Below are 16277 nucleotides of genomic sequence, written 5' to 3' on the forward strand. Positions count from 1 at the left end.
GGCAGGCCTCAACATCAATCCAAGCGCATATCGAGAGCGGACATTGCTGTGTGAATCCTTCTTCTCTGGCCGTTTTGTTTTCTAGATATTCCTTGTTAGTTCTGATATTTTGCCTTACTTATTGATGATCAAAGGGAGGTGTGCGTGACTACAAGTCGCCCTTTTCTCGGCGAAACCACGGATCGGGAGAAAGCCTTTCCCGACATAGAGTCGCTGGAATTAAATGTCGTTCAGGATCCGTACGAGCAGTATGCTCGCCAAGCATGGCAACGGGAGGGGCGGTACACTAAGGCAAACATCCCGCGTCACCTCGCCTGTCTGAACCCACGTTGCCAGCAAGGTGGGCTCGACCTGCAACAGGCCGTCCTGTTCTCGTCTCCCGGTCAGCACAGCTACTACTGCAATGGCCATGAGGGCACGCCTAACAGGCCGCGGAAAAAGGCTGTGCCCGGCCGTCTGGTCGTGATTCTCTCTGGTGGAAGAGAAAGCGGCCGGCGAGGGGACGATGCGGGGATCGGACGAGCACAGCGATGGTCTGTTCAGCTATGTGAGCTGCGAGGCTCGGGTTCCGGCCGATCATCCGCTGCGGCCGATCCGTGCCATCGTTGATGAAGCGCTGGAGGTGATGTCGCCGGCGTTCGAGGGTCTGTACTCGACGCTCGGCCGGCCGTCGATCCCGCCGGAGAAGCTGCTGCGGGCTTTGCTGCTCCAGGCCTTCTTCTCGGTGCGCTCGGAACGCCAGCTGATGGAGCAGCTCGACTACAACCTGCTGTTCCGCTGGTTCGTCGGCTTGTCGATGGACGCCCCGGTGTGGGACGTCACTGTGTTCACCAAGAACCGTGAGCGCCTGCTGGCCGGCGATGTGGCGGCCAAGTTCCTGGCCGCCATGCTGGGTCAACCCCGGGTCAAGGCGCTGCTGTCGGACGAGCATTTCTCGGTGGACGGCACGCTGATCGAAGCCTGGGCCTCGGTGAAGAGCTTCCGGCCCAAGGATGGCAGCGGCGAGCCGCCGGGGCCGGGGCGCAACGGCGAGCGCGACTTCCATGGTGAGAGGCGGTCCAACGAGACCCATGCCTCGACCAGCGATCCCGAGGCGCGGCTGTACCGCAAGGGCAACGGGCAGCCGGCGAAGCTGGCCTTCATGGGCCATGCATTGATGGAGAACCGCCACGCCCTGGTGGTCGATGTCCGGCTGACGGCGGCCACCGGTCTGGCCGAACGCGAAGCGGCGGTTTCCATGGTCGAGGCCATCCCCGGCCGTCACCGCATCACGGTGGGCGCCGACAAGGCTTACGACACCAGGGATTTCGTGGCGACCATGCGCGAGTTGGGCGCCGCTGCGCATGTCGCGCAGAACACGAGCAACCGCCGCTCGGCGATCGACGGCCGGACCACCCGTCACCCCGGCTACGCCGTCAGCCTGAGAATCCGCAAACGGATCGAGGAGCTGTTCGGCTGGATCAAGGGAGCCGGCTTGCGCAAAACACGTCATCGCGGCACGGCCCGCGTCGGTTGGATGTTCACCCTGACCGCCGCCGCCTACAACCTGATCCGCCTGCCCAAGCTGCTGGCGGCGGCATAATCACGCCCGGAATCCGCCTGAATGGCGGTTCCAGGAGCCGCGCAGCGCGAAAAACCGCTCCATTCCGATAAAAACGGGCTTCAGAACCCCCATTCTCAAGCCTCAGCGGAGGCAAAAAGCCAGAATATGTTCGTTTTTCCGCGACCTGCTAAGGGCCGTCATAAAGGCGATCCGTGCGACAACCGCTTCGACGTGACGCTCACCATCGTCCGCCGCCCAGTGGGAGAGCGCTGACGTGGTCCGATCTAGGGAACAGCGGTTGGGCTATCTGCGCGGCAACGCTGCCGACGGCACTGCGGCCGTGGTTAGCGTCTCGAAGATTGGACGCGACTATCAGATCGGCTACGGTAACCGGGATCACCTGTGTCATCCCTCGGTGCGCGATATCGAGGGGGTGAAGCGCGAGGCGCTTCTCGTCTTCCATATCCAAAACCCAGTCTTCGAGCCGCTTTGACGCCAGAGGTTCGGGAGCCATGAGCGACCTGGCGGCAGATCTCGGGCAGGCAAGAACGTCCACTTAGGGTCACGAGTACCGCCACACTCGCGGACTCGCACGGTCGCCGGCGGGCATCGGCGTCACGGCCAAGGGGCGACTCTGCGTCCAAGGGCGCGCCGGCTCGACTGTCGAAAACTCGTCACCGTTGAATCCCACGGATAGATTCGCGGCCGAGAAGTTGGCATAGTGTTGTCATCTCTATGGAAGCATGCGGCAGCAAGGGATGGCCGACGAGGCGAAGATCGGGACAACTTGGCAGGCCGACGAGCTGGATGCCATCGTCGCCGACTACTTCGCCATGCTTGAGGCCGACCTTGCGGGAAAGCCCTATGTGAAGAGTCGCCACAGCGCCGTGCTGGTGGCGCGGATCGGCCGGACCCACCGGTCCGTCGAGTTCAAGCACCAGAACATCTCGGCCGTCCTCGACGAGCTCGGGATGCCGTGGATCCCCGGGTACAAGCCCAAGCGCAACCATCAGAACGCCATCTTCGACGCCATCGACCGCTATCTCACCGCGCGGCCGGCCGTCCTGGATGCCCTTCCCGCGACAACTCCGGCGATCGTCGGTCCCGCCTCCGTCTTCGTGCAGCCCCCGGTCCTGATGGCCGCCGATGGGACGTTGCCCGAGCGCGTGAGGCGCTTGGTCAGGAAGTTCGATCCCGTGGAGCGGGACCACAGGAACCGCGCCCTGGGGAAGGCCGGGGAGGCCTTCGTCCTCGACCTGGAGCGGCGTCGGCTAGCTGACGCCGACCGCCTGGACCTCGCTCGGAAGGTCCGGTGGGTCGCCGCCGAGGACGGCGACGGTGCTGGGTACGACATCCTCTCCTTCGACCCCCAGGGCCGCGAGCGGCTGATCGAGGTGAAGACCACCAATGGGTCAGCCATGACGCCGTTCTACCTGACCCGCAACGAGCACGACGTGGCCTGCGAGAGGCTCGCGGACTGGCGGATCTATCGCGTCCACCTGTTCGCGAAGACCCCCCGGATCTTCACCCTTGCGCCTTCTCTGGAGCAGGTGGTCAACCTGCGCACCGAAAGCTGGTGCGCGTCGTTCGCCTGAGTGCCGCTTGGGCAGCAGCATTAGGAACTTTGCCTCCAGGGAGGACGCATAAACGTGTTTATTTCGGTCACTTTCCCTTTTGCGGATTACCGGAGCTTGTGCGAGGAAAGCGCGGGCCGACTGGAACGACCTTGCTGGGGTAGCGCTGACCCAAGAGCTACATTTGCCAGAGGGTTTGGAAGCATTCACACACGAACCAAATCGGCAAACGGATTTGTAGGTGAGAATTATTACGCAGATTGCGATAACCTGATCAGATATCCAGCGCAGCTGTTTTTGCAGCCATTGTGCGGCGGATCTCGCCGCATACTTTCATATCCATTCTACCGGAGATTTTTTTTTGACGGCGAGATGTCTGGGCGCTTTGAGCTCGGCTTTCGCCTTAACGAAGCGTCAATACACGAGATTGCCCAATCTTCACCCGCGGCTGAGTACGATGTAGTCACGCTGGCAAAGCAAATTCTCACATCAGAAGCAGAAATAAATCTTCTGGATGGGAGAATCTTCAAAGGCCCACTACACAAAGCGCCAATCGCCCTCAGAGACGGTTATATCCTGAGCAGCACAAGGAACAACAAGCTCAACATATATGATATCGAAACCGTTGGATCAAATTACGTCAGCGTTGGAGCGCCATTTGTATTTATCCGATCTAGCCAAGCAACGAAAATTTCCAGAATACAGCAGAAGAGAATGCTGATAGATGAACATAACCTCTCCTTGATTGCTACTCGATCTGGCGTGCGCAATCAACATTTCGATACCGTGGTCATGCAATCAAGAGAAGATTTGGATGCAGAGACTGCACGCGAGCGCTTTGCCAGACTTTTCTACACTCAGATTCGAGCCTTGAGCTTCGCGCATTCATTCTACTTGAAACAAGTTGATGGAGGAAGGATTGCGGGCTCAAGCCGCTTGGAACCAGCGATCGAAGCGTTGATCGAGCGCCTGAAAGGCTTGGTCCCCATGGAGAACGACACGAGAGATAAGAGCACCTGCAGCACAATGCGAGAGATAATAAGCAACATGGACATCGACCCCTCGGGCCTGTCCAAAGAAATACAGAAGCGGCTCAAGCCGGGCTGGATTCGGAAGCAGTTGTCCCGCGTTTTTTCATACGTTGACAAGAAGGCCGACAAAGCAATTGAAGCCGCCGCCAGCACCGCTACAAAGCACGTGCTGACCGGCGGCTCCTAAAGATATAGGGCAGCACCGAATGCTCAGCCCGTCTATGCCGTTGGGAAGTACGCTTCCCGTAGCGATGAAGGTAGGCGAAAGGGGTAAAGTTGTCAAGGTTGGGTCGGGCGAGGGAGTGTCCGGAATTTCGTGCTCGGCGGGGTTATCCTGAACCATCGGACCGGGCCGCCATGGTCGACCAGAGAGTGCTGCAAACGACATAGTCGGTCGCAAGCTTGCTTCGCGCTGGCGCTCCCCGCAGGGCGGCCATCGGCGTCTTGTGTAACGTGCAGCTTGAGCTTAGCATCACAGCGCGATCGGCATGATAATTGGAAGCCGGATCAGGCGGAACCTGAGATTCGGTGGATGGACGCGATGGCGCGGAATGCTACGAACACTTCGGTCGGCGCCAGCGGCGCGACGATCCTCCGTTTGAAGATCGACCGGTTTCGCGCCTTTCAGAAGTTCGACTGGTTCCCGAAGGCGGGCCTGAACGTCGTCCTGGGTGGCGGCGACGCCGGCAAGACCACCATCCTTGAAGCGATCGCCCTGTTGCTGAACCCGAGCAACGCCGCCCTCGTCTCCGACAACGACTACTGGCGGCGCCAACGCAAGGACGGCTTCTTCATCGGCGCGATCATCAGCCTGCCACCGGATAGCAGCATCAGCACTCAGACGCGTCCGGCATTTCCGTGGGAATGGGACGGCAAGCAGGCCAGGGCACCGCAGGACCCTGAGGACGGCGAACCTGTCCTCCCGGTCGGGCCGCCCGTCTACAAGGTGTCGGTCAGCGGCTCCGAGGAACTCGACCTCACCTATGCGATCCATAATCCGAACGGGACGACCGATATCTTCTCGCCCGCCCTGCGCCGGGAAATCGGCTTGGTCCGGCTGGGCGGAGATGATCGGCATGATCGCGACCTTCGCCTGGTCCAGGGCTCCGCGCTCGACCGCCTGCTCGGTGACAAGGCTCTTCGGTCGCGTCTGACCGCGAAGTTCTCTGATGTCGACGTCAAGGCGGAGCTGCAGAGCGAAGCCCAGAAGGAGATCAACCAGCTGAACACCACATTCGGCGAACGCGCCCTGCCGCATGACCTTGGGCTCGGATTAAGCGCCGCCCAAGGCCAATCAATCAGTGCGCTAATCGGTTTGACCGCCGCCATCGAGGAGAGCCGGCTGCCGCTGTCGAGCTGGGGATCGGGGACCCGGCGCCTGGCCTCTCTGGCGGTGACCCAGGCCTGCCGCTCAGGCTGCCCAATCACCCTGGTGGATGAAGCCGAGCGAGGGCTTGAACCTTACCGCCAACGCAAGCTGGTCACCGAGCTTGCCGAAGGGCCGTCGCAGGTCGTCATGACGACACACAGCGCGCCCGCCCTGGCCGCAGCCGAGCCGGCGACAATCTGGTATCTCAGCCAGGGCCATGTCATTGCCGAGCTGTCCAGCGCCCGGGTCGTCCAACTCCAGCAGCGGGACCCCGAGGCGTTCCTGTCGCGCCTGACCCTGGTCGGGGAGGGTCCGACCGAGGTCGGGTTCATTCAGGAGGTCCTTGCCCGGGAGGTCGGGACCGACCTTCTCGACCTTGGCGTTCGCCTCTGCGACGGGCAGGGTAACACCTTCACGCTCGAGCTGCTGGAGGAGTTCAACAAGGCCAAACTCGGCCTAGCCGCGTTCGTCGATTGCGAGGGCGACAACACCAAGCGCTGGGCCGACCTCAAGGCCACCATGAGCGACTTTCTGTTCCAATGGCCGACCGGCTGCACCGAGGCCAACGTCATCGCACACATCGACGACGACAGGTTGGAAGCCCTGCTCGTCGATCCCGAAGAGACCCAAACGCAACCTCGCTTGGCCAGCCTAGTCGAACGGCTGAGGGTTCTCGAACCCGAGACGACCTTCCCCAAGCACGATTTCACCACCATTGCCGCGGTAGCCGGTGATCGTTTGCGAGCCCTCATCGTCGCCGCTGCCAGTGGCGACTCCGACGGTGCGCCGGAAGGACAGGCTAAAACCTGGAAAAAACACGGCAGGCGCTGGTTCAAGAGCCTTGAAGGGGGCCGAGAGCTGGCGGACAAGGCTTACGCCTTGGGCGCGATGATGGCGGTGAAGCCTCAGCTCCAACCCTTCATCAACGCGCTCGCCGCCTTGACCGCGACGACGCCCAAGGCGACCCAAAATGGCTGACGCGGCGGTGGCCGCCGCCTTGCGCTCGACCGCGAAACTGGTTGTCATCGAGGCTCCCGGTGGCTGCGGAAAAACCTACCAGGGCGCATCGTTCGCCGCCGATGTCTGCCCGACCCTGGGTTCTGGGCGGTTGCTGATCCTGACCCATACCCACGCCGCCTGCGACGTCTTCCGCGACCGCACCCGCGGCTTGACGGGTCTGGAAATCCGCACCATCGACAGCCTGATCGGACAGATTGCCGAAGCCTATCCCGAGCCGGGCGTCATCCTTGGCGTGATGCCGGACTATGACCGCAACGGCCGGTGGGCGGCGGGCCTCCTTAGGCGCCGCCCCTTCATCGCCGACATGCTGGCCCGCCGCTATCCGATGGTGATCTGCGACGAGCATCAGGACGCCAGTCCCGAGCAGCATGCAGTGGTCGAGGCGCTGCACGGCGCTGGTGCGAAGGTGCGCGCCTTCTTCGATCCGATGCAGCGCATCTATGGCGTGGGGGCCACGACCGCCAAGGGCCAGGCCGATGACGAACGGCTGGCCGCTTTTCGGGCCGCCGCCGATGTTTCGGAGCCGCTCAACGTGCCACACCGGTGGAGTGGCGGCGGCGAAGACCTCGGCGCCTGGATCCTGGAAAACCGGGCACGCCTAGCCGCCGACGGCAAGCTGCGCCTGACCGGCGCGCTTCCGCGCGGCCTAAGCGTCGTGATCGCCGACAACACCGCGCAACGGAACCTTGGATTTCAGCTCGACGACCGTGGGCGTCGCGCCCTCAATGCCGATCTCAAGGGCGTCCAACCCTTGCTGATCTTGTCGCACCATAACGAGACGGTGCAGGCCATTCGCGCCGCCCTAGGGCGCTCCATGCCGATCTGGGAGGGCCACACGCGCTCTGCCCTGCCGGCACTCGCGGAGCGGCTGGCCAACTGCACCGACGCCATGGCGGTCGCTGAGGCTGCGATTGCCTTTGTGCAGGAAACCTGCACCGGTTTTTCCGACAGCCAGTTCGCCACGCGGCTGCGTAGCGAGGTGGCTGGCGGCTGCGCCAAGCCGGCGCGGGGAAAGCCGGCGCTGATTCAGGCCTTGGCGCGCCGGATCATCGACCAGCCCGACCATACGGGCGTTGGCACCTTCCTCCAGGCCTTGCACGGCGCGATCAAAGGGCAAGCGGACTTCACCGGCGTCCACATCGACTATCCCCGGGAGTACTGGGAGGCCGTGCGCCTAGGCGCTGCGACGGACCCGCGGTCCGGCCTCGCGGAGCAGGCGCGCCACAATACGCATACCCGTCGGCTGCCGCCGCCGCGCGCGATCAGCACGATCCACAAGGCCAAGGGCTTGGAAGCACCGAATGTCATAATCATGCCGTGCGATAGCACTACCTTTCGCGAGAAGGATCGCCGCCTGCTCTACGTCGCGATCAGCCGCGCGAGCCGGCGCCTTACCCTCGTGGTTTCCCACTCGAATCCGAGTCCGATCATAGAGATTTGAAACGGCTGCGGCCGCTCCCTTCGTCATGAAAACGGACATGCCGAACGTCAGCCAAGCGCCGATAGTGTTGAAAAAGTCGGTGTTGCCAGCCGCTTGAAGTCCTGATTCAGTTCTCCTGGGCAGAGGAGGACGCAGCGATGATGGGCGAGCGGACGGTGATGCAGGAGGCGCTGTTCTATGAGTTCAGCCTCGAACGCCACGTCCCGTCGGACCACCTGCTTCGCTCCATCGACCGGTTCGTCGACCTGTCCGGTATCCGTGCGCATCTGCAACCCTTCTACAGCGCACTCGGACGCCCCTCGATCGATCCGGAACTGATGATCCGGATGCTCATCATCGGCTACTGCTTCGGCATCCGCTCGGAGCGCCGGCTGTGCGAGGAGGTGCATCTGAACCTCGCCTACCGCTGGTTTTGCCGGCTCGGCCTGGAGGGCGACGTGCCGGATCACTCGACCTTCTCAAAGAACCGTCACGGCCGCTTCCGCGACAGCGATCTCCTGCGCAAGCTGTTCGAAACGACAGTGCAGCGCTGCATGGAAGCCGGGCTCGTGGGCGGCGATGGCTTCGCGGTCGATGCCAGCCTTATCCGGGCCGACGCGAACAAGCAGCGCTCGGCGGCGGGATCGGACGCCGTCGATTGGGAGGCGATGGCAGCGACCCGCCGTTCGGTCCGGGAGTATCTCGACACGCTGGACGAGGCTGCCTGGGGCGCTGCCAGTGAGGTGACGCCAAAGTTCGTCTCGCGTTCGGATCCGGCCGCGCAGTGGACGGGGGCACAGAAGGGTCATGCGTTCTTTGCCTATGCCACCAACTACCTGATCGACCTCGACCACGCCGTCATCGTCGATGTCGAGGCGAGCCGGGCCATCCGCCAGGCGGAGGTCGGCGCCGCCCGCACCATGCTGGATCGCACCCAGGACGGCTTCGGGCTGTATCCCGAGCGGCTGGCCGCCGACAGCGCCTACGGCTCGGCCGAGATGCTTGGCTGGCTGGTTCATGAGTGCGGGATCGAGCCGCACATCCCGGTCTTCGACAAATCCGAGCGGCGCGACGGGACCTTCGAACGGGCCGACTTCACCTACAATCGCGAGGCCGACGCCTATGTCTGCCCGGCCGGCAAGGAGCTCCGGCCGCGGCAGAAGACCTATCGGACGCCGCGCCCGCTTGCCGACGAGGACGGCCTGATCCGCTATCGCGCCAGCACGCTGGACTGCGCCCCTTGCCCGCTCAAGCCGCGCTGCTGCCCGAACACGCCCGCCCGCAAGGTCCCGCGCTCCATCCACGAAGGGGCCCGCGACCTGGCGCGCGCCATCGCCGCCACCGAGGCCTACGCCACCTCACGGCGTGAGCGGAAGAAGGTCGAGATGCTGTTCGCCCACCTCAAGCGCATCCTGAGGCTCGACCGGCTGCGATTGAGGGGGCCACAGGGTGCTCGCGACGAGTTCCACCTCGCAGCCGCCGCCCAGAACCTCCGCAAACTCGCCAAGCTCATCCCGATGCCGGAGCCCAGGCCGGCATGAGGGAGCCTCTGCCCGTTCGGTCCTTACGATCGGCGCAGCAGCACTCGATCAGCACCTGACTTTTTCAACGATATCCGCCAGGAGCGGACTTTCTGCGACAATGGTTTAAAATTATCCGGGCGCATGCTGAACCAATGGCACATCTGAACGGCGTCTATGTGGATTTTCGCACGCGAAGTAAACAGACAGACAATACCTTCATTGATTTGTTCCACGCGAGACCACGTCAAGAATGCCCGAATGCATCCTATTCGCGACCGATTCGCTAGAGCTGTCTACGCTCGGCTCACGCCCGACCTAATGCTAATCTTGTACTTTACCCTGCCTGACGCCGAATCATCAATAATGCTGTTGACGCCTACTGCTGATTTTAAGTTGAAGCACGGACCGACGGTTCCGCCGACTGCGGTACACGCTTGGGCGGTGCCGTTCCCCTGTTGTTGTGATCGGTGTATATTGGACCATCTAAAACAAGCGCGCTGATGGGTGAGAGAGCCGATGTCGAGCAATGCCCCTTCTCAAGGTGAGCGCAACGCTGCCCGAGGCTTGTCCGCACAGTACCGGGTAGCAGCAGACCTAATCTATGCGCGCTTGCTCGAAGGAACGCTCGAGTGGATACGTGTTGCCGATCCCGAAGCTGGACGCGTCGATGACATCCAGATCGCGACGCCAAGCCGTATTGACGCCTACCAAGTCAAATGGAGTGAGTTCTCGGAGAACATTACGTTCGCAGCTCTCCGGGCCGAAGAGATCGCGGACGGCAAGGTGAAAAAGCCGAATCTTGTTAAACAACTCGCCGATGGTTGGCGCGCGATATCGACTCTTCATCCTGGGTCGGAGGTTCATGTTCACCTCACGACCAACTGGGTTCCGTCCACCAATGATGGTGCTAGCGTTCCCAAGGACGATACACCGCCGCCTGGCAAGCTACATTTCCAGCGTTTTCTGCGTGATGCATGGGGTCCCTTCGCTGCCGGAGCCGCCTCGCCGCCCGGATGGGTAAGCGCCGTCGATGCCCTTCGTCAAGCCGCCGGGCTGGACCCAAACGATTTCCGACGCTTCGCTTCTCGTTGCCACTTCGACTTTGAATGGCGGCTTCCACCGACTGTGGACGACACACGCGAGGAGCGACGACGGGCAAAGGACATTCAGGCGCTTGCTGATTTTCTTTTCCGACATGTCGCCGATGGCGGCTCCATTGTCGAGCTTCCTCGCGACGACCTTCTGCGCCGGCTTGGTTGGGAGGATCGGTTCCGACTTCGCTTTGTTCATGAATTTCCAGTGGACGATGCGCTGTACCAGCCGATCGCAGAAACCGTCGCCGAGCTTGAGGTCCTGTTGGAGCGCATCGACAGTGGCTACGTTGCGCTCGTCGGTTCCCCAGGTTCGGGGAAGTCAACGACTCTTACCAAGACGTTCCGTTATCGCAAAGGCTTCCGGATAGTGCGCTATTATGCCTTTGTCCCCGACGGTGGTGTGGGACGTGGCGAGGCGCTGAATTTTCTGCACGATTTGGTCCTCCAGTTGCGTCGCCACGGCATCCGCGGGGCCGGTCGGAGCTTGGGGGAGACACGCGAAGAGTTGCTTTCCCACCTTGCGGAGCAATTCCGAGAGCTTCACAGCCGTTATCAAGATGACGGGGTGAAAACCCTGATTCTCGTCGACGGTCTTGACCACATCGAGCGCGAACAAGCGCCAGAGCGGACGCTGCTGTCGGACTTGCCAGCCCCACAGTCCGTGCCAGCAGGCGTCATTTTCATACTCGGTTCGCAAAAACTACAACTCACTGGTTTGCCGACTGGCATCTCTGTCCAGCTTCGACCAGAGAACCACAGGACATTGACCGTTCGGCCCTTACCGCGCGCGGCGGTACGCGCAGTTGCTGCCAAGGTGTGCGCTGCCCGGCCGCTGAGCGAAAAGCAGATCGACACGGTCTGCGCTCTTTCGGGTGGGCACCCGTTGGCACTTGCGTACCTGTTGAAACGACTACAGGTCGCTCCCGACGCAGAGTCTATCGACGCCATCCTGTCGTCCGCCGACGTATATGGCGGAAGCATCGAGGAGCTATATCAGCATCATTGGCAGGTGTTCGAAGATCAAGAGGATCTGCGTGGACTGCTCGCACTGCTAGCGCGCTTGAGGGGGCCGTTCAATCCAAAGATCGCCCAGACATGGGCTACCCTAGAAACGTTCAAGAGATTCTTGAAACAGGCTCGTCACTATTTCCGAGAAGATTCGTCCGATTCCTGGAGGTTCTTCCACAATAGCTTTCGACAATTCATCCTGCATGAGACTGGCCGCGACCTATTCGGCGACATAGACCCGGAGGCGCACCGGCGTCACCATGCACGTCTTGCCGATCTCGCGATTGCGGCGTCGCCATGCAGCCCATTTGCATGGGAGGAATTGTATCATCGCGCGCAAGCCGGCGATTATGAAGCGGTGCTTCGTCTCGGCACCCAGACGCATTTTCGTCGGCAGTTCTTCAATTGGCGCTCGCTCGATGATATCTCGGAAGACCTTACGCTCTGCTTCCGCGCGGTGGCAGAGCGGTTGGACCCACTCGCCATCGTGCGCCTCCTGCTGATCGAACACGAACTGGATGAAAGGGATGAACATCTCCGCGAAGCCGACCTTTGGAAGGTTGTGCTGGCGCTCGACGGCCCGGAAGCGCTCGAACGATATGTGCTCCGGGATGGAAGGCTCCTTATTTCCTTGGAGGCGCTGGAGCTGGCTGGGGAACTCGCAGAGATGCAGGCGGAGCCGGTTGCAAGGCGTATTTTTGAAGCGGCGGAACCGTTGGAGGTCCTGAGTGGATCGAAGCCGGTTGGTGGTTTTCATGACGAACATCGTGGGCTGAAACGTTGGGCGCGTGCCGCCCCTAGGTTCCGTCCTCTCAGCGAAATTCTAACCGTTATTGCGAATCTCGAGCCGGATTCGCAGGATCTCCTTCCGCAGGAGGGGGTGGACGACGCGCGGCAAAAGCTTCGGATGTCGCTGCTCACCGCGGTCGTCGACGCTGTTTATGCTATGGCGGACCCTAAGCTTCTTGAGCAACTGCGGCAGCAATGCATTGTGGAAGGAGCCGACGCGGTGATTGCCGGGCGGATCGATTGGCTCGACGTTCTGCTCGGTGACGAGAAGGCCGAACATACTCACGCCGCCTTTAACCGCCTAAACACCGCTCACCAGAAAGCGCCGTTTGCGGCGGTTGATCGGCTGGTTTTGGCCCGGTTCGCGCTGATGGGGCGTCAAGATAAACAGCTTGCCGAGGATCTGCTCGAGGGAATCGAGCAACCGGAGTGCGTTGACGCTCTTGGCCTTAGCGACCGAGCCGGTTTGTGGGCCTTTTCTTACCGCATCCGCTTCAATCGGCTGCTGGCCGCCTTGGGAAGGCCGGTTGCGCCGGCGCAGGCCGTGCCTAACGCCGAGAACGAGCGGGACCAGGGAAGTGTCCTGTTCGAACGGGTGCTCGTGCTTCTTGCAACCATCCAGGGGCGGCAGTGGTTTGGCGCATCAGTTTCGCCCACCGAGTTCCTGCGGACGATCCGCCCCGTCCTGCACCTCTACTGCCGCGAGTGGCGCGAAACGCAGAGCTGGACTTCGTGGCACGTGTTCCAACGGCTAGCACCTGAGCTGTTCGATTTCGCTATCGATATCGCCGCGGGGCTCGGCGCCGAAACCGTTGCGCTTCTTGCTGATGTGTTCGACGCGGAATGGGACAGTGCCGAGCGTGGCCGATACTGGAGGCTATCCCTGCGTCGGCACATCGCACTTAGCCTCTTCGGTCATAACAACGATGCTGACGCATTGCGCCGACGACTGGAAGCGATCGAAGCGTGGCTCGCGGAAGATGATGATCTTCACGATCGTGTTAATGGCTTGGTCGAGCAGATCGTCTCGTGGGGCAAAGCTGGAGATATCGCTCGCGGTCGGGCGCTGGTTGCTCGGCTCTTCGAAACGTCGTTTGGCGTCTACCATGACAAGGACTATCAGATCGAGAACTGGGCCGAATGGCTGGGGAGAGTGAATGAGGTTGCTCCGGTCGGCGCGGTGAACCGAATACAACGTTTCGTCGGAGCCCTCGCCATCCTCAAATCGGCGCACCGGGGGAATGGAGTTTCCGAAGCCACGCGACTGGTTCTGGAATCGGCGGCAAGGTTGAACCCAGGGCTGGGCGTGGTGCTGCGCCGATGGCTGCTCGACCAGCATGGCGCCGATTTCGACACGTCGTTGGAGGGTCTCCTGAGAGGTTTGGTCGTTCGACCGGATGCTTCGTCCGAAATGGCGGCCATGGTGGCCGGAGACCTTCTGATTCCGTTCCAGGGATCGGTCGATGAAATCAGTGCTTGCCGGTTGGCTGAGGCGGCGTATCTCAAGCTCCCCGTTGACAAGGCGGACGCCGTGCTACGGCAGTTGTCCGCAGTGGTCGCCACTGAAGCCTGCCCCTCCAACCGGTTCGCTTGGCGGTCGGCACTGGCGGATGGATGCCGGAAAGTAGGAGCTGTTCCGGCGTGGCTCAATGAACTGCTTTCCTCGACGCCGCCACACCGTGATACGGCGACCCGCCCCTCAATCACGCTTCGTTCCGGCGAAACGCTGACAGACGAGAATGTGATGGAGCGTGTTCATTCATACCGGGACCTCGTTGCCTTGCTCGAGGAGGTGGTTGAGGACGCATCGTTCCCATGGCACAAGGCCGTCGATGTGATCGTAAGCAACCTTTCGGCCGACGAAGCACGCGATCTCGCACAGCGGCTCAACGCAGCCGCCAAGGGCCGTGTTTCGCGGGCGTTGCTGGCCCGCAGACTTGCCATATTAGGTCATGGTGAGGAGGCTTGGCGCATCGCCGAACCCCTGCTCGCGAAGTCCAAACCTGGCGGATGGGATCCGCGGTACGACGGCGGTTCGCGAGTAACGGCGTTTGAAGCGCTGGTTGCCGTCGATCCCGTTGCCGGGCGCGCCCGGGCGATCCGGCAGTTCGTCGCCGACTTTATCGGCGAGTACAGATACCCGCGGGAGCTGATTTGGCGCTTAGACCGGATCGCCCCGCTGCTTTTTGAGGAGGTACCGGTCGCCAGCATATGGAAGGAGTTCGAGGAGCACATCTACCAACTCCATGAATTTTCCATGGCGACACCGATCCCCGATGTTCCGGCCGATTTGTCAATGACTTCTGAGCAGGCTCTGGTTGCGATCACCTTTGATGCCCTGGCGCTACCCGTCCCGGATGTCCGCGATCGGGCCTTCCGAACTCTCTGCACAATGCTGGGCGAAGGAACGGCGAGCGCCGAGATCGACGCGCACCTGGACCGACTGTTGAACGGCGCTTCCAACGACGAAATGATGGCCTTCGCCATGATTGACGCCGTTCAGCCGTTGCGTCCGGATGTTGTCAGTCGGTTCGCCGACCGCATCGTCAATGCCTGCATCGCTCCATCGATGTCCGTGCGTATCATTGCGCGCCGACTTGCTCAATGCATCAATATTACCCCCATGGAAATTCCTGCGGAACATGGAACCCTGCCAGCGGTTTACAGTCTCCGGCTACCCGATCTGGCGGGGTCCGTCACCCGACCGCACCGGCTTCTCAAGCCGGGAGAAGTCTTGTCCGACACCGACGATCCTCAAGAACTCCTGCGCCCGTTCGTGGGGCTGTTCGCGTTCCTGTCAAGATGTAGCAACATCCCGGTTCACAACCTGCTATCGCGCGCCGCGACCTTCATGCGACAGGAAGGGGGGACGGACCACTGGGGCAAAGCGGCAGAGAAGACTTTTCAGGACTGGCTTAGTGGTGCCGACTTGGAGATCACTTACACCCGCCTGCGACCCGCAGCCGCACTTCGGGCTTTTGACCGGGTAGTGGCAGAAATGCTCGATGCCGGCGCACTAGACGATCAAGTCTTGCGAGTTTTAGGTGATGATCTGCTCATCCATGAAAGGGTTTTGTCTCTGCGCCGGGCGGAGGAACGTCCCCACGCGATCGCCTTGCCAGCCGTTGACGGAATGCGCTCTTACCCGCGCAAGGACTGGGTCGATGCCAGCGCGGAAGCCGCACATCATCTGGCGCGCCGCCTGGCGGACGGGCGGATCGTTCTCGGTGAAATGTCGGCATTCAAGAAACTGGACTGGGAGCAACCAAGGGAAATCCGACTATCCATGATGGCGATGAGCGGTTCTGAGTGCCCTGCCAACCTGGGCGATGCGCCATGGGAGTTTTTCCCGGGTAGGACGTGGTGGTCCGCATGTGACTATCCTCGACTGGGCGGCTCCGAAGATATTCCCGCCACCGTGGTCAAGGGGCGCGCATGGCGGGCGATCGGTGGCACAGCATGGCTGGCGCTGAATCCAGCGCTCGGGTTCCACCTGGGCTGGCGTTTCGACCGTAACGGTTTGTTCCGCTGGATGGACAAACGGGACCGGGTAATGGTGGAAAGCCACTTCTGGCGCGACGGTCCGCTGTTCCGCCAGAAGCCGAACCATCGTGACATCTGTGGCGAGGGCTGGCTTGTCGTTGCAGCTCCCGCCGCAGCGGAAGCCATACTCGGTGCGATGCACGGCGGCTTCCGAGCCATCGCCATCGCGCGTGCGTACACGGATCAGGAAACCAAGGTAGTTCGCACCTCCGTCCACGCCGCAGAGATCGCACCGTTATAGATACGCCTCACAGCTAGAGAGTTCCCCCACTCCCAACAGAGCGAGGTGATGTATGCCCCCTTGTCTTGTTCGACGGTCACGACATCAGCTTTCAGAACACGGTATAGGGCCGCTCTTGGCGC

Annotated in this window: 8 protein-coding genes; all 8 read left to right on the forward strand. The window is 61.6% G+C overall.

The features are described from left to right. Window positions 1-505: 505 nt before the first annotated feature. On the forward strand, window positions 506-1582 hold the full coding sequence (locus ACWPN7_RS33355) for an IS5 family transposase (RefSeq protein WP_200777155.1): 1077 nt from the start codon (window positions 506-508) through the stop codon (window positions 1580-1582). A 259-nt stretch (window positions 1583-1841) separates the two neighbouring features. Further along, on the forward strand, window positions 1842-2036 hold the full coding sequence (locus ACWPN7_RS33360) for a hypothetical protein (protein WP_200474797.1): 195 nt from the start codon (window positions 1842-1844) through the stop codon (window positions 2034-2036). Between the two features lie 265 nt (window positions 2037-2301). Beyond that, window positions 2302-3138 (forward strand): protein NO VEIN domain-containing protein, encoded by an 837-nt coding sequence (locus ACWPN7_RS33365; protein ID WP_200474798.1) that lies wholly within the window; start codon window positions 2302-2304, stop codon window positions 3136-3138. A 54-nt stretch (window positions 3139-3192) separates the two neighbouring features. After that, window positions 3193-4335, forward strand: coding sequence for a hypothetical protein (locus ACWPN7_RS33370; protein ID WP_456525975.1), 1143 nt, complete (start codon window positions 3193-3195; stop codon window positions 4333-4335). Window positions 4336-4680: 345 nt separating this feature from the next. Further along, on the forward strand, window positions 4681-6495 hold the full coding sequence (locus ACWPN7_RS33375; RefSeq protein ID WP_200474800.1) for an ATP-dependent nuclease: 1815 nt from the start codon (window positions 4681-4683) through the stop codon (window positions 6493-6495). Continuing rightward, on the forward strand, window positions 6488-7978 hold the full coding sequence (locus ACWPN7_RS33380; protein ID WP_200474801.1) for an ATP-binding domain-containing protein: 1491 nt from the start codon (window positions 6488-6490) through the stop codon (window positions 7976-7978). The genes ACWPN7_RS33375 and ACWPN7_RS33380 overlap by 8 nt, the downstream gene beginning before the upstream one ends. A 137-nt stretch (window positions 7979-8115) precedes the next feature. Beyond that, a complete protein-coding gene (locus ACWPN7_RS33385; protein ID WP_200474802.1) occupies window positions 8116-9498 on the forward strand; it encodes a transposase in 1383 nt (460 codons plus the stop codon). Window positions 9499-9996: 498 nt separating this feature from the next. Beyond that, window positions 9997-16155 carry an ATP-binding protein gene (locus ACWPN7_RS33390; protein ID WP_200474803.1) on the forward strand — a complete coding sequence of 2053 codons (6159 nt, stop codon included), beginning with the start codon at window positions 9997-9999 and terminating at the stop codon, window positions 16153-16155. Window positions 16156-16277 lie beyond the last annotated feature (122 nt).

Source organism: Azospirillum sp. UENF 312511 (assembly GCF_058780635.1).